The 15758-nt window shown below is 35.6% G+C and carries 15 protein-coding genes; all 15 read left to right on the top strand.

Going from position 1 to position 15758, the window contains the following annotated elements; genetic code table 11:
* Window positions 1–13 precede the first annotated feature (13 nt).
* The 15 genes from AC0VZ8_RS31250 (at window position 14) to hpf (ending at window position 15514) form a co-directional block, all read left to right on the top strand.
* The gene (locus tag AC0VZ8_RS31250) at window positions 14–1051 is read left to right on the top strand and encodes a polysaccharide biosynthesis protein (RefSeq protein ID WP_475485381.1); all 1038 of its coding nucleotides are present in this window, start codon (window positions 14–16) and stop codon (window positions 1049–1051) included.
* Window positions 1052–1067: 16 nt separating this feature from the next.
* Entirely contained in the window at window positions 1068–2177 is a 1110-nt protein-coding gene (locus tag AC0VZ8_RS31245) for a capsular polysaccharide biosynthesis protein CapF (RefSeq protein WP_475485380.1), read from the top strand.
* Window positions 2178–2180: 3 nt separating this feature from the next.
* Window positions 2181–3305: a non-hydrolyzing UDP-N-acetylglucosamine 2-epimerase gene (wecB, locus tag AC0VZ8_RS31240; RefSeq protein WP_475485379.1), complete on the top strand. Its 1125-nt coding sequence runs from the start codon at window positions 2181–2183 to the stop codon at window positions 3303–3305.
* 2 nt (window positions 3306–3307) lie between these two features.
* Window positions 3308–4507, top strand: coding sequence for a glycosyltransferase (locus AC0VZ8_RS31235; protein ID WP_475485378.1), 1200 nt, complete (start codon window positions 3308–3310; stop codon window positions 4505–4507).
* A 36-nt stretch (window positions 4508–4543) separates the two neighbouring features.
* On the top strand, window positions 4544–5602 hold the full coding sequence (locus AC0VZ8_RS31230; RefSeq protein ID WP_475485377.1) for a glycosyltransferase family 4 protein: 1059 nt from the start codon (window positions 4544–4546) through the stop codon (window positions 5600–5602).
* A 68-nt stretch (window positions 5603–5670) separates the two neighbouring features.
* A complete protein-coding gene (locus AC0VZ8_RS31225; RefSeq protein WP_475485376.1) occupies window positions 5671–6807 on the top strand; it encodes an EpsG family protein in 1137 nt (378 codons plus the stop codon).
* Between the two features lie 355 nt (window positions 6808–7162).
* The gene (locus tag AC0VZ8_RS31220; RefSeq protein WP_475485375.1) at window positions 7163–8080 is read left to right on the top strand and encodes an ATP-grasp fold amidoligase family protein; all 918 of its coding nucleotides are present in this window, start codon (window positions 7163–7165) and stop codon (window positions 8078–8080) included.
* Window positions 8081–8174: 94 nt separating this feature from the next.
* A complete protein-coding gene (locus AC0VZ8_RS31215) occupies window positions 8175–9647 on the top strand; it encodes a lipopolysaccharide biosynthesis protein (RefSeq protein WP_475485374.1) in 1473 nt (490 codons plus the stop codon).
* A 155-nt stretch (window positions 9648–9802) separates the two neighbouring features.
* Window positions 9803–11173, top strand: coding sequence for a UDP-glucose dehydrogenase family protein (locus tag AC0VZ8_RS31210; protein WP_475485373.1), 1371 nt, complete (start codon window positions 9803–9805; stop codon window positions 11171–11173).
* A complete protein-coding gene (locus AC0VZ8_RS31205; protein WP_475485372.1) occupies window positions 11154–12179 on the top strand; it encodes an NAD-dependent epimerase/dehydratase family protein in 1026 nt (341 codons plus the stop codon). The genes AC0VZ8_RS31210 and AC0VZ8_RS31205 overlap by 20 nt, the downstream gene beginning before the upstream one ends.
* Before the next feature lie 83 nt (window positions 12180–12262).
* A complete protein-coding gene (locus tag AC0VZ8_RS31200) occupies window positions 12263–12985 on the top strand; it encodes a hypothetical protein (protein WP_475485371.1) in 723 nt (240 codons plus the stop codon).
* Between the two features lie 60 nt (window positions 12986–13045).
* Entirely contained in the window at window positions 13046–13786 is a 741-nt protein-coding gene (locus AC0VZ8_RS31195) for a hypothetical protein (RefSeq protein WP_475485370.1), read from the top strand.
* Window positions 13787–13823: 37 nt separating this feature from the next.
* Window positions 13824–14237 carry a hypothetical protein gene (locus AC0VZ8_RS31190; protein ID WP_475485369.1) on the top strand — a complete coding sequence of 138 codons (414 nt, stop codon included), beginning with the start codon at window positions 13824–13826 and terminating at the stop codon, window positions 14235–14237.
* 318 nt (window positions 14238–14555) lie between these two features.
* On the top strand, window positions 14556–14753 hold the full coding sequence (locus AC0VZ8_RS31185; RefSeq protein ID WP_009594275.1) for a cold shock domain-containing protein: 198 nt from the start codon (window positions 14556–14558) through the stop codon (window positions 14751–14753).
* A gap of 197 nt (window positions 14754–14950) precedes the next feature.
* Window positions 14951–15514: a ribosome hibernation-promoting factor, HPF/YfiA family gene (gene hpf, locus AC0VZ8_RS31180; protein WP_100540918.1), complete on the top strand. Its 564-nt coding sequence runs from the start codon at window positions 14951–14953 to the stop codon at window positions 15512–15514.
* The last annotated feature ends 244 nt before the right edge of the window (window positions 15515–15758 follow it).

Genomic DNA, 15758 nt, shown 5'->3' with positions numbered 1-15758 from the left:
AAAGAGGCAGGTTATGTTTAAAGATAAAACCTTATTAATAACTGGTGGAACTGGGTCGTTTGGTAACGCTGTGATGGAGAGGTTTTTAAAAAGTGATATAAAAGAAATTCGGATTTTTTCCAGAGATGAAAAAAAACAAGATGATATGCGCAACTTATATAGAAATGAAAAATTAAAGTTTTACATTGGAGATGTAAGGGATCTTGCAAGTGTAAAGAATGCTATGCATGGAGTTGATTATGTCTTCCATGCTGCGGCTTTAAAACAAGTGCCATCGTGTGAATTTTTTCCGTTAGAAGCAGTCAAAACAAATATCATAGGTACTGATAATATATTAACAGCTTCTATTGATTATGGGGTAGAGAAGGTAATTTGCCTTTCAACGGATAAAGCAGCATATCCTATTAATGCCATGGGGATATCTAAAGCAATGATGGAAAAAGTATTTGTTGCAAAATCAAAGACGGTATCATCCGATAGAACTCTCATCTGCGGTACAAGATACGGCAATGTAATGGCTTCACGCGGCTCCGTGATTCCATTATTCATTGAAAAAATTAAAAATAGTCAGCCCTTAACAGTTACAGATCCTAACATGACCAGGTTTCTTATGAGTCTAGAAGAGGCAGTTGATTTGGTTATATTTGCATTTCATAATGCTTCGGCAGGAGATATTATGGTTCAAAAATCTCCAGCAAGTAAAATCGGAGATCTTGCAGTAGCATTACTGGAATTGTTTGATGTCAATAACGAAATAATAATAATCGGCACTCGTCATGGAGAGAAGCGCTATGAAACTCTCCTAACGAAAGAAGAGTTTGTAGTTGCAGAGGATTGCGGAGGTTTTTTTAGAATTCCAGCCGATCAAAGAGATCTTAATTACGATAAGTACTTTTTCGAGGGAAATAAGAAGCTTTCAAACATAGAAGAATATAATTCTGATAACACTCGAATTCTTGGCATCTCAGAAATCAAAGAAAAATTACTACAATTAGAATATGTTCAAAATGAATTGAGAAAATGGAATTCGAAAAATCCTGTAATGAACTAAAGGGTGGAATCAATCAATGAATATACTTGTGACAGGTGCTAATGGTTTCTTGGGGAAAAATCTTATTGCTGAACTAAAATCTAATGAATCGCATAAAATATTTGAAATCACTCGGGAAAGTGATCCTTCATTACTGAAAGAGTACACAAGAAAATGTGACTTTGTTTTTCACTTGGCCGGGGTTAATAGGCCGAAAGAAGAACGAGAGTTCATGGAGGTGAATTATGGATTTACTGCTAAATTGCTAGAGTTATTAAAGAATCATGGCAATAAAGCGCCGATTCTTATAACTTCTTCAATTCAAGCTGAATATGATAACCCGTACGGGACAAGTAAAAGAGCTGGAGAAGAATTGCTATTTAATTATTATAAAGAAACAGATGCGAAAATTTATATTTATAGACTTCCTAACTTATTTGGAAAGTGGAGTAAGCCAAACTACAATTCTGTCGTCGCTACCTTTTGCTATAACATCGCGAGAAATTTAGATATTAAGATAAATAACCCAGAAGCTAAAATGACTCTTTGCTATATAGATGATGTATTAGAAGAATTTTTAAATGCTTTGCAAGGGAATCCAACAACCCAAAATGATTACTGTGTCGTGCCTGTAACATATACCATCGAGCTTAAGGAATTAGCTAATCGTGTATTTAGTTTTAATAGAAGTCGAGAAAATTTAGAAGTACCAAATATGAGTGATGAACTGACGAAAAAACTTTATAGTACTTATTTGAGCTTTTTACCTGAGGACAATTTTTCTTATGATCTTAAAATGAACTGTGATCATCGAGGGTCTTTCACAGAATTTATACGGACTCCAGATCGAGGACAGATTTCTATAAATGTGTCGAAACCAGGGATTACAAAAGGGAATCATTGGCATCATACTAAAAATGAAAAATTCTTAGTAGTTAGTGGTGAAGCCCTAATCCGTTTTAGAAAGATAGGTTCTGATGAAATAATAGAATACAGAGTCAGTGATGATAAGCTGCAGGTTGTAGATATTCCTGTAGGATATACTCATTCCATTGTTAATGTCGGAGATAAAGATCTAGTAACAGTTATGTGGGTAAATGAATGCTTCGACCCAGAAAAACCAGACACTAATTTCTTGGAGGTCTAAATTGTGAATAAATTGAAAGTCATGACAGTCGTAGGAACTAGGCCAGAAATTATTAGATTGTCATCCGTTATACAAAAACTAGATGAATCAGATGCTATTAAACATATCCTTGTACATACAGGACAAAATTATGATTATGAATTAAATGAAGTGTTTTTTAAGGACTTCAACTTAAAGAAACCAGATTATTTTCTTAATGCAGCTAACGGAACAGCAGTTGAAACCATTGGGAATATATTACTGAAAATAGATCCTGTCATGGAAGAAGTAAAACCCGATGCTTTTTTGGTACTGGGAGACACGAATAGTTGCTTGTGTGCAATTGCGGCAAAGAGAAGGCAAATTCCGATTTTTCACATGGAGGCAGGAAATAGATGCTTCGATCAAAGAGTTCCCGAGGAGACAAATAGAAAAATTGTCGATCATACGGCTGATATAAATTTAACTTATAGTGATATTGCAAGAGAGTATCTACTAAAAGAGGGCTTTCCAGCGGATCGAGTTATTAAAACAGGAAGTCCCATGTATGAAGTATTGAACTCTAGAGTAGATGACATCGAGAAGTCAGATGTACTAGAGAGGTTAGGTCTCGAAGAAGGAAAGTATTTTGTTGTTTCAGCTCATAGAGAAGAAAATATCAATTCAGTGGGTAACTTTTTAGATTTGGTGGATAGTTTAAATGCTATTGCTGAAAAGTACAATATGCCATTGATTATGAGCACACATCCTAGAACTAGGAAAATGATCGAGGCTAAAGAAATCGAATTCAATCCTTTAATTAAAACGATGAAACCTTTAGGTTTTAATGATTATATTAAACTTCAAGTGATGTCAAAAACAGTCTTAAGTGATAGCGGGACAATAAGTGAGGAGTCCTCTATTCTTGGATTTAAAGCTCTCAATATTAGAGAAGCACATGAAAGACCGGAAGCGATGGAGGAAGCGGCTGTCATGATGGTTGGATTGAAAAAGGAACGTATTTTACAAGGGCTTGAAATACTAGAAAAACAGGAGAAAGGAACTCTGAGAATTGTGATTGATTATTCTATGCCTAATGTATCGGAAAAGGTACTTAGAATAATTTTGTCCTATACAAATTATGTAAATAGGGTTATCTGGGGGAAATAAATATGGAGCTTCTGGTTGCAGCTGATTCTTTATTTTCGAAAACACCTGATGGGAGATATTGGTGCAAGACTATTTATGGATATGATTTTTGGACACGTTATTTAAAAGTATTTGAAAAGGTGGCGGTTGTTTCTAGAACAAAGTCTGCTGAGTTAGGTGAAGTAGAGGGTTATCTAAGAGTGGATGGTCCAAATTTACGAGTAATCGAATTGCCATATATGCGTGGTATGAAACAATATATTTATAATTACTATTCATTTTGTAAGGCAGCTAAGAAGGCGGCTGAAGAACCAGATTGTGCATTAATAAGATTACCGTCTGTTGCTGCTTCAATGGTGCTTAAATACTATGAACGTAAAAAAAAACCTTATGCATTAGAAATAGTTGCTGATCCATTCGATGCATATAGCTCAAATAAAATAGCTCAGTATTTTTATACTAATAAGCTTAAGAAATCAACAATGAAAGGAAATGGTGTTTCTTATGTAACTCAATTCTATTTACAGAAGAGATATCCTTCCTATGCAAGCAAACACGGTGAAACATCTGAATATTTTGAAAATTATTACTCTACTATAAATCTACCATCCTCATACCTAACAGAACCTAGAATTTATAATATTGAAAAAAAGCAATATACAATAGTGCATACTGCTAACAGTATTAATAGTGATATTAAGGGACACAGTACTTTATTAAAAGTTTTAAAAAGGGTGCGGGAAAAAAAATATGATGTAAATATTATATTTATAGGTGATGGAGATAAAAGGAGTTATTATGAACAAATGTCCAGAGAATTGGGGGTTGAAAAGCATGTAACATTTACAGGATTGTTATCAACTCCACAAGAAGTAAGAAATATATTGTTAGAAGGAGATATATTCGTATTTCCAACAATGGCCGAAGGACTTCCAAGAGCTTTAATTGAAGCGATGGCAGTTGGATTGCCGTGCCTATCAACTCCAGTTAATGGTATTCCAGAATTGCTGAATAGTAATTATCTATTTGATTGTAACGATATAGAGGGGTTTGCCAATAAAATTTTAGAATTGATAGATAACCCTATTTTTTTAAATGAGATGAGTAAAGAGAATATTATCAGGGCAGGGGAATACGTCTCGGATAAGTTAGATATTAGAAGAATGGAGTTCTATACTAACTTAAAAAGGCTTACTGAATCCAGAATCCATGCTGATAAATAAAATAAAAGTATTAATGTGTGTTTGGAGAAGATAATAATGAAAATTGTTCTCGTAATAGGAGCTCTTTCTTTTGGAGGAGCTGAGAGAGTTATGAGTAATCTGGCGAATCATTTTGCGGAGAGTGGCGATGAAGTTAGGCTAGTTGCAATTAGCCGTAAGGACATTTCTTATACTATTGATAGTAGAGTTAGCATAATAAACGGGATTGATCGAAAAAACGAAATAGATGCTATACGAAAGCTGAGGGATATCTTACTAACAACTAAACCTGATATAGTATTGTCTTTTCTAACGCATATAAATATTGCAACTATTATTGCTGCAAGGGGAACTGGTATTCCAGTAGTGGTCTCTGAAAGAAATGATCCTAAGAATATGCCGCCAGAAAGGATAAGGAAATTTCTAAGAGCGTTGACCTATCCATTTGCAAATGGACTAGTGTTCCAAACACATCAGGCAAAACAATATTTCAATATGTATATTCAAAGAAAATCAGTAGTTATACCAAATCCGATATTTTTAAATTCTGACTCTCTTGAGACTAAGGATAGAAAGAAAGAGATAGTTTCGGTTGGGAGGTTAGTTCCACAAAAAAAGCATGATTTGATAATTAGAGCATTTTCAAAACTGGCTCATAAAAATAGTGAATATACATTAAATATATATGGTGAGGGTAGTCAGAGAGATTACCTTAGTAAATTAATTAATGATCTTAATCTAGGAAATCGAATATTTCTGCATGGTGAAACTCAAAAGCTCCATGAAAAAATTAAGAGTGCAGAGATCTTTGTTATGGCGTCAGACTTTGAAGGGTTGCCCAATGCATTGATGGAGGGAATGGCACTAGGACTAGCATGTATTAGTACTGATTGTCCTTCGGGCGGACCGGCGTTTGTAATTAATAATATGAAAAATGGGATTCTTATACCCGTGGGAGATGAATTGAGATTAGAAAATGCGATGGAAGAGTTGATGACAAATAACTCACTTCGTATCAAATTATCAGAAGAAGCTAAGAAGATATATGTTAATCCAAGTACAGTTTATGAGCAATGGAGTGAATACTTAAAGGAAAGAGCAAAAAAGATTTTGTAATGAGAATAAGTATATCTTCATTTATATATAGACTACTTTGTAATTTAACATTGTAGAGGAGATTCCGGGTGCTAATATTACCATATTTAACTATTCTTATTTTTATGACAATTACTATATTTGTAGTTAACAAATTTTTTGTAACAAAATCACAAATTGATAATAGATTGTATGGAAAATTTGTGTACGCCTCTACAGGTAAAATTATTCTGCTTATTATCTATATAGTCTTCATTTTATTTACAGTATTTAGGGTTATAGATGTAGGAATAGGAGGATTAGATGCTTATGCGTATAAACAATATTTTTTAGGTTCAGATGGATCTTGGAGTATGGCATTAGAATTCCAGAAATATGAAATTGGTTACGCCACTATAATTTGGATATTCCGTAAAATTACTGCTGATTATAGGGTAGTTCTACTTTTTATATATTCAGCTATTTTTGTTATCTTGGTGAAATATGTAAAACATATTATCTGGAATAGGTACTCGATTCTATCAATATTTCTTCTATTAGCTTTGATTATTAATAGTTTTAATACACTTCGTGTTATATTGGCTGTGTTCATAGGAATGGTAGTTTATATCTCTCTTTATCAAGAGAAATATAAGAGGGCTGTTTTACTATCTATAATCGCCATTACCATACATGTTTCTGCTCTAATTTTGTTGCCAGTGACGTTTATATTTATCTTGATAAACAATCGAAGATATATAAGTTTTAAAAGGTTAGTCAGTTATGTATTAATAGGAACACTGTTATCGGTAATTGTATTGAGAATAGCCAATCCATTTATTACAAATAGTAAATATTATGTATATGGTAATGAGAACGGAATAGCCATTCAAACTTATATAATGATATTGATCGTTTTTTTGTTGTCAGTCTTTAAGTTTGAAAAAATGGTAGAAATAAACCCTTTTAATAAAGTTCTTATAGTGATTCTACCAGTTGGGTTGCTTATTTTACCATTACAAATACAATTTTCTATTTTATATAGAATGGTGTTATTTTTTATACCTATTCTCTATACTCTTATCCCTTCTCTTTTAAAAGTATACTCTGTTACTTCATTGAAGAAAATTCACTATTACCCTATAAAGATAGGATTGCTATCATATTTGATTGTAAAAATATATGTTTTCTTGACAATTGAGATAGATAGTGCTGGATTGCCTTATATAAATTTGTTATTCGATTAAGGTATTGAGATGGCCTTTTGGGAGGATTTGCACCAATATTTATGATAATTTTAGATTATATCATTAAATCATTAAATATATGTGGATAGAGGTATGAGATATGATGTTACACCTCTCAGATTTTTATTTGTTTTATCTGCGCTGCATTCCTTTATATCAGTGGCAAGGAGCTTTTTCCATTTGTTATTAAAGGATTGGTTTTATGTTGTCTTCATATTATGTATTTTTATACTATTAGTGAGAGTTGTTCTTCAATTATTCAGATTCCAAAAGGTCTGTTAAGGCGGTGTGGTATTTATAGTTAAACTTTTTCAGGTCTTACTGTAAAAGAATAAAACTTCTGAGGTGGTAAGGTATGACTGAATACTTGAAAAAAATAGTAAAAGAAAGTGAGCTAATTGCTAATCTATATTATAAATCTAAAGAGATTTATTATAGGTATTTTATTTCAGATAAAGGTTTAATAAATAAGAAATTTAAAGAGAGATTAGGAAGAGAAATTGAAATAGATAATCCAGTTAAATATAATGATAAATTGCAGTGGCTAAAGTTGAATTGGTATGATCCATTAGCGACAAAATGTGCAGATAAATATATGGTGCGCAAAATTGTAGCAGAGAGAATAGGGAAAGAGTATTTGAATGAACTTCATGGAGTTTTTGAATCTATCGAAGACATTGATTTAAATAAATTACCTAACTCTTTTGTCCTAAAAGGAACTCATGGTTCAGGCTTAAATATTATATGTAAAGACAAGTCTAAACTTAATTGGAATAAAGAATTCAAAAAGATGAGAAGTTGGTTTAAATATAATTATTATTGGCAGAACCGTGAGTGGGTATACAAAGATATAAAACCAAGAATTATTTGTGAGAAATTTATTGAGCAAGAAGCCGGAGTTGAACTTCGAGATTACCGTTTCTTTTGTTTTAATGGTGAACCCAAGTTTATTTCAGTTGATTTTAGTATAACCGATAAAAGTAAAACTAGAAGAAATATATATGATTTGGGTTGGAATCTTTTAGATGCTGAAATATCTTATCCTAAGGAACTGTCTATAAAGGTGGATAAACCCTTTAAATTAGATAACATGATTGAATTGAGTAGAAAATTATCAGCTGGATTTCCTCATGCAAGGATTGATTTTTATTATATTAACGAAAAGATTATATTTGGTGAAATAACATTTTTCCATCAGAGTGGTATGGGCAAAATTAAACCTATTGAGTTTGAGGAGGAAATCGGTAATTGGATAAACCTTAATGAAGTGTAAACTAAGATCAATATTCAATTATTGAACCTTTATGTATTACTAATAATAAGAGAAGCTTAACCGGTTTAATTTAATTGAAATGGAGAAATGGGAATTGGAAGATGAGCAGCTAGGGCGAAAAATTGCTAGTGCAACTAAGTGGTCATCTATTACTGAGATTATTGCAAAGGTAATAGTACCTTTAACGAACATAATATTGGCAAGAATTCTTGCACCGGAAGCTTTTGGTGTGATTGCTACGATTACGATGATTATTAGTTTTGTAGATGTGTTTACCGATGCAGGATTTCAGAAATACTTAGTTCAAAGAGAATTTATAAATGAAGAAGAAAAGTATACCAATGCAAATGTAGCTTTTTGGACGAATTTTGTTTTTTCCTGTGTATTATGGGGAATAGTCACGATATTTAATAAACAGATTGCCACAATGCTAGGAAATTCATCACTTGGTTTAGTGATTATTGTAGCCTGTATTCAATTGCCTTTAACCTCTTTTTCGAGTATTCAAATGGCGCTTTTCAGAAGGGATTTTGACTTTAAAACACTCTTTACTGTTCGGATAATCACGATAATGCTTCCTTTTGTTATTACAATACCTTTAGCCCTTTTGGGGTTCAGTTATTGGTCCCTAATTATTGGGATGATAAGTATGCAACTTTTTAATGCAGTACTTCTAACTATAAAATCTAATTGGAAGCCTAAACTATATTATAATTTCAAGACACTAAAAGAAATGCTGTCTTTTAGTGTTTGGACATTAATAGAATCTATTTCTATTTGGCTAACTGTGTGGGTTGATACTTTTGTCATTGCTTACTTCTTAAATGAATATTACGTAGGAATATATAAAACTTCTACAATGATGGTTAATTCATTATTATCATTAATTACAGCAGCAATTGTTCCAGTATTATTTTCAGCCTTATCAAGATTACAAAATGATGTAGATAAATTTAATAAAATGTTTTTTCAATTTCAAAGACTTATAGCCATGCTAGTATTTCCTTTAGGTGTAGGTGTTTTTTTATATAGTGACCTAGCAACACAATTATTACTAGGTAGCCAATGGGCTGAAGCGAACGATGTTATAGGTATTTGGGCTTTAACTAGTGCAATAATGATTGTATTTGGTAATTTTTGCAGCGAGGTATATAGAGCGAAAGGTAGACCCAAATTATCATTATTAGCACAAATATTACATCTCATAGTATTAATACCAACTTGTATTATTGCTGGAAAATACGGTTTTTGGATATTAGTACTTTCTAGGTCTTTAATAAGAATCCAGTTTGTGATGGTTCATCTTGCAATAATGAAAATTGCAATGAAAACTCCTATACTTTGGACATTAAAAAATGTATTACCATCTATTATTGCTACTATTGCAATGGGGACAATAGGATATTTTTTGAGAACTATTAGTGATAGTCTATTATGGAGCATCTTTTCTATATTATTATGTGCTGTTCTTTATGCCCTTTTTCTTTGCCTTTCTCCTAGTACTAGATTAGAATTAGTTGGTTTTGGAAAAAAAATGATTCCGCAAAGGTTTTTGAAAAGTGCTTAGGAATCAAACCATTTAGTATATATGAGAACAGTGAATCTTCCCCCTTAATTTTTGCACAATATAAAAAATCATAAGCATCCTAATTTAATTACACCTTGTCTAATCTTGTTCAACAATATTTATTTTAATAAAAGGTATAAGAAAGGAAGATATTTATGTACAAAATTGCAGTAGCGGGAACAGGCTATGTTGGCCTAGTCGCTGGCGTGTGTTTTGCCGAAGTAGGTCATCAAGTAACTTGTGTGGACATTGACGAAAAGAAAGTTGAGAAGATGAGACAAGGTGTGTCTCCAATCTACGAATCCGGTTTGGAAGAGTTAATGAAAAAAAACTATAGTGCAGGCAGAATTAATTACACAACAGATTACCAAACAGCTTACAAGGATGCGGATGCGATATTCATCGGTGTAGGCACTCCAGAACAACCTGATGGGTCAGCTAATTTATCCTACATAGCGACTGTTGCAAGACAGATTTCAGAATCGGTAGAAAAGGACTGTCTAGTTGTTGTGAAGTCAACTGTCCCGGTTGGAACGAATGATAAAGTGGAGCAATTCATCCAGGATTTTTTGGTGAACGATCTGAAAGTAGAAGTGGCGTCTAATCCCGAATTCTTATCCCAAGGATCAGCTGTGCATGATACTCTGTATGCGGACAGGATTATTATTGGAACTGAGAGTAAGTGGGCCGAAGATTTGCTTACACAGCTCTATGAGCCATTTCATATACCGATCGTTTCCGTAAACCGAAGATCAGCAGAGATGATTAAATATGCATCCAACGATTTCTTAGCCTTGAAAATTTCCTATATGAATGATATCGCTAATCTTTGTGAGTTAGTTGGAGCTGATATTCAAGATGTTGCAAAAGGGATGAGTTTCGATGAACGAATTGGAAGTAAGTTCTTAAATGCTGGCATTGGTTTTGGAGGTTCCTGTTTTCCTAAAGATACCAAGGCGTTAGAGTACATTGCTAGACAGCATGGATATGAACTTAAGACCGTAAAGGCTGCCATTGATGTAAATACGGAGCAGAAAACTATGCTATTTAAAAAAGCTAGTAAAAGGCTTATCACCATTAATGGTCTTAAAGTAGCTGTGCTCGGACTAACATTTAAACCTGGAACGGACGATATAAGAGAAGCCGCATCCCTTGAGAATATACCGCTATTATTGGAACAAGGCGCCGACATTTATGCTTATGACCCTGTTGGAGCTCAGAATTTCAATAAAATTTATCCAGAAGGAAAGCGTGACAGAGGCAGCATCACGTATGTTCCTGATATTAAAGAGGCTCTAGAAGGAGCGAATGTTTGTTTTATCTTTACTGAATGGGGAGAAATTAAAGCCCTAACCCCTGAGACATACAAGAAGCTGATGCGAACTCCTCTAGTATATGATGGTAGAAATATCTACTCCGTCGAAGAAATGCAGGACGCCGGCGTTGAATATTATTCGATCGGGAGAAAGGCAGCGTCTAGAGAAGATGTAAGGGAGTCGAAGAAGCTTGAATTACAAAAATCTTGATCCTCACAAAACTTACTTAGTCTCCGGGGCGGCAGGGTTTATTGGGTATTACTTGAGCAAAAAGTTATTAGAACAAGGTTGTAACGTGATTGGTATTGATAATGTAAATGATTATTATGATGTTAACCTTAAATATACTCGACTGAGTCAATTAGAAGCTTGTAAGAAGTTTAACTTCATTAAAGGAGACATCTCTAACAAGGAGTTAGTGATGAAAACCTTTGAAGAGCATAAGCCAAACGTGGTTGTAAATCTTGCAGCTCAAGCAGGTGTAAGGTACTCAATAGAGAACCCGGATGTATATATTCAGAGTAATATCATTGGCTTTTATAATATTCTTGAAGCGTGCAGGTATTATCCGGTAGATCACTTAGTTTATGCATCATCCAGTTCTGTTTATGGAGCCAATAAAAAGATTCCATTTGAAGAAACGGACTTTGTGGACAATCCAGTTTCACTATATGCGTCCACCAAGAAAACCAACGAATTGATGGCTCATACTTATAGTCATCTCTATAAGATCCCATCTACTGGACTTCGTTTTTTTACTGTTTATGGACCTATGGGAAGACCGGATATGGCATACTTCGGATTTGTTAAAAAGTACTTTGCTGGTGAGCCAATTAGAATATTCAATAATGGCGATTTTGATAATGATCTGTATCGTGACTTTACTTATATAGATGATATCATTGAAGGAATCGAACGTTTATTGAATAATCCACCTGAAGGAGAAGTTCAACACCTAGTCTACAACATCGGAAACAATAACCCAGAGAAGTTGATGGTTTTTATTACAACTCTAGAGAAGGCTTTGAGTAAAGCTTTAGGTAGAGAAGTACATTTCGAGAAAATCTTCGAACCTATTCAACCAGGTGATGTACGGGCTACTTACGCGTCAACAGATTTACTACATAGAGCTGTAAACTTTAAGCCTGAAACCTCAATCCAGGAAGGATTACAAAAGTTTGCAGATTGGTACGTGGATTATTATAAGATGAAATAAGCTAATAGTGTGACGTGGTTGCTTGGATCTAAAGGGCGAAATTTTTGGCCTGAAACACAAAAAAATGTCTGCGAGGTACAGCCATGAGCGAAGTAAAAAGAAGAAAACGTAAAAGAAGAAGAAAATCCAAAAAAGCTTTATGGATCACTCTTATCGTTCTTTTAATTATTGGTGGAGGCGGCTGGGCAGGAATCCATCATCTGACACATCGTGACATTCAAGCTGAAGATATCGGTGTGGAACAAGATTTCTTTGATTTCTCTGAATTTGAACGTGAAATGGATACGGAAGCAGTCACAAATAATCAGCCTAATAAGGATACTCCAAATAACAACGACGTAAGCCAGTCAGGAAATGTTAAAGGCGGAGGAAAGGGAACTGCTGACTCTAAACTGAACAATGACCCACCAACGAACGAGACAAGCCCAAGTCAGGAAGAAGGTACTACCACACCTATAGTGGTGGATAAAGAACAGCAGATTGAGAACAAATATGCTGTAGCTTTTGCTAGACTGGAGGATATTGCACTCTCCAGATTGGACACGTTGGCAGCTAATGCCGTTAAAGATTACAAATCTGGTCGTTCTTTAGCTGATATCTCTTCTACCTATTCGAGTGCAGCCAACAAGCTTCAGGAGAAGGTAGATGGGGCCTTTTATAATCAACTGAAACTGATGAAAAACGAATTAAAAGCAAATGGTCTTGATAACAGTCTGGCCACGAAGGCTGAGAACAAATACAAACAGGCGATTTCTGCCAAGAAATCAGAGCTAATGGACAAGGTGGTTCAGATTTCAGGAAAATAATTGTTTGAGACTTAAGATCTAACCATCCATATACTATTTGAATAAAAAAGAGGATGAAGCATGAGAGCTCATCATAAAGATGACCTGACTCTTCTATTAGATGAATATATAACCGATGGGTTTCTTCCCAAGCTGCGTGGTAAATCAGAGCAACTGGAGAGAATGAGGATTCAGCGCTTTATTGATTTTATGTTGAATGCATGGTATCCAGAGATGAGTCCCGATATCATAGAACGATGGCTTCATCATATGAGTCGGGCGATTATTCGAAGAGGTACCGTTCAGCAGAGGCAATTGGAGGCTTACAGGACCGCGGTGACGAAATTCTATCAGTGGACTTTGACTCGTCCAAGTGAGTATTCTACGGAGCAGATATATCTTTCTTCGTCATTAACCGAATCGACATGGCCGAGGGCCAGGAAGTACATAGGCAAGAAGGGGATTCGTCCGTATCGTGATGAAGCGATTCTTATCATGATACAAAGTATGGAAGTGTCGATCCCTCAACTGATCGCTATGAATCTGGAGGATTTGCAACCGAACGATGCCTATGCACTAAAAAACGAATCTACGGCATTTATATCTGTGAAGGGTTCTGTCAGATGTAACCACAGATTATCTCAAGAACTTGTACAGGCGTTAGTCGAATATATAGAGCAGGAGCGATATCGAGATGTTACGGATCAATCTTGCACAGCGCTGTTCTTAAACTCCATTGAAATTCCTAATCGCAATCCCAGCGGGCGCATGTCTTTAGGTAACGTGTATCGTATCTGCAGGAAGTTAGGTAATATTCAATGATAAAGAAAAAGATTTCGCGGGCTATGGAGGGATCGTTGTGGAATTCGCAGATTTACCGGAGCGCATGGAAGTCAGTGTGCTAAGGTTGTATTTTGTTCGTTTCTTAAATTGTTTAAGGGATGGCTCCATCAGTCTAGATAGTGCTCTATATCAATTGAAAGAATTGACGTATCGACAGTGGTATACTTTCGAGCTGTTGGACGAGGAAATTCGACAAAATATTGATGATTGGCTGATTCAGGTATGGGACTCAACATCTGTCGAAAAAGCAGATATTGTGACTTTTATTGTGGCTAATCTCGGTTTAACCCGTACTTTTGCTTTTCTGGAACAAGAGTACCGTTTTATCACCTCGGATCAAGTTAGAGATATTGTTGCCGAGACGATCCGTGAACTGAAGGATAGTATAGCAGATCCTTATCAGGAATTGAGCCAATATGTTGTAATATGATATTCAGCTAACGCCGGATTTTAAACATTCAGGTGAAGTCTCTACTTTCTTTAAATGATTACATATATGAGTAAGTTATATTTTAATTACCTCATGTTTCACGCCCACTCTCCCTGGTTAAATAACCATAAACCTATTTTGTCCGCAAACTATTTTCGCCCGCCAACTCAGTCGTGAAGCCAAGTCGACATTTTTCCCGGTTTTCTGCAAAAGAAAACCTTTTCCTTGGTAATTGACACTGGATAAGTCGGGTGCTATAGTCGGAAATGTGGACAATTAGTGTCACACTTTATTTGACAATGAAGGGAATGTTAGTGCATGCAAGGTAAAGTGAAATGGTTCAACGCAGAGAAAGGTTATGGCTTCATCGAGACTGAGGACGGCGGCGACGTATTCGTACATTTCTCCGCGATCCAATCCGAGGGCTTCAAGACTCTGGAAGAAGGACAATCCGTAGAATTCGAGATCGTTGAAGGCGCTCGTGGCCCGCAAGCAGCTAACGTAATCAAATTATAATCATCCCGGCTTAGCCGACCTACATAAACGGTAATCGATGGTTAACAATTGGAGATTCGCTAGCCCAAGACTCCGGAACTTCCGGGGTCTTTTTTTTGTATCCGACCTCGATAAATATTGTGCTAAAATTCACAATTCTGACTTTTTACATAGCCTTAACAAAATGCTATAATGAAGGTGCAAAGGAGGAGTGCCCAATGCAATTCACTATCCGAGGTCAACAAATTGAAGTGACCGATGCTTTGAAGGACTATGTTGACAAGAAACTCAGCAGGCTAGATAAGTATTTTGATGCACCCCCCACCTCTGAAGGATATGTCACCCTGAATGTCATTCGAGGATTGCACACAGTGGAAGTGACCATTCCGCTCACAGGCGTGGTACTGCGTGCGGAAGACCGAAGCGACGATATGTACGCTTCCATTGACGCTGTTGTGGACAAGTTGGAACGTCAGATTCGCAAGCACAAAACCAAGCTGAACCGTAAGATCAAGCAAGAGGGCGGATTGAAGACGCTCATTGCGGCGAACGGAGCAGCAACCAGTCAGATGGAGGCAGAGCAAGTCGAGTATGACGAGGACAATTACGAAGTTGTCCGTACGAAACGTTTTACCATGAAGCCAATGGACGTGGAAGAAGCGATCCTGCAGATGAACATGGTAGGCCATAATTTCTTCGTATTTTCCAACATTGACACACAAGAAGTAAATGTCGTTTACAAGCGTGATGACGGCAAGTACGGATTGATCGAGCGGGACTAAGCTTTAGCGGCATTCCAAGCAGAATGCAAAGGAAACTGGACCCGGTTCGAATTTAAAAACGGTGAAATGAAATTGAAATGTAAGATGAGCCTTCATCCGTGTAAGCGGGTGGGGCTCTTTATTTGGATAAATACGTTTTGATGCGATAGGCATCGTAAAGACGCTGGCATCTGATGGTAAGCCATCGGGTCTGTGCTGAATAGTGCAACCATTATTTTAATAAGAGTTGGCTCATAGAGGACTT

The sequence above is a fragment of the Paenibacillus sp. QJM3NY_38 genome, from assembly GCF_056173265.1.
The sequence above is the reverse complement of the archived record's forward strand: the minus strand, read 5'-3'. Positions and strand labels throughout refer to the sequence as shown.

Coding starts and splice junctions, on each gene's coding strand:
- AC0VZ8_RS31210 (WP_475485373.1), top strand. CDS start 9,803: ATGTACAAAATTGCAGTAGCGGGAACAGGCTATGTTGGCCTAGTCGCT.
- AC0VZ8_RS31235 (WP_475485378.1), top strand. CDS start 3,308: ATGGAGCTTCTGGTTGCAGCTGATTCTTTATTTTCGAAAACACCTGAT.
- AC0VZ8_RS31250 (WP_475485381.1), top strand. CDS start 14: ATGTTTAAAGATAAAACCTTATTAATAACTGGTGGAACTGGGTCGTTT.
- AC0VZ8_RS31200 (WP_475485371.1), top strand. CDS start 12,263: ATGAGCGAAGTAAAAAGAAGAAAACGTAAAAGAAGAAGAAAATCCAAA.
- AC0VZ8_RS31185 (WP_009594275.1), top strand. CDS start 14,556: ATGCAAGGTAAAGTGAAATGGTTCAACGCAGAGAAAGGTTATGGCTTC.
- AC0VZ8_RS31230 (WP_475485377.1), top strand. CDS start 4,544: ATGAAAATTGTTCTCGTAATAGGAGCTCTTTCTTTTGGAGGAGCTGAG.
- AC0VZ8_RS31195 (WP_475485370.1), top strand. CDS start 13,046: ATGAGAGCTCATCATAAAGATGACCTGACTCTTCTATTAGATGAATAT.
- hpf (WP_100540918.1), top strand. CDS start 14,951: ATGCAATTCACTATCCGAGGTCAACAAATTGAAGTGACCGATGCTTTG.
- AC0VZ8_RS31245 (WP_475485380.1), top strand. CDS start 1,068: ATGAATATACTTGTGACAGGTGCTAATGGTTTCTTGGGGAAAAATCTT.
- AC0VZ8_RS31220 (WP_475485375.1), top strand. CDS start 7,163: ATGACTGAATACTTGAAAAAAATAGTAAAAGAAAGTGAGCTAATTGCT.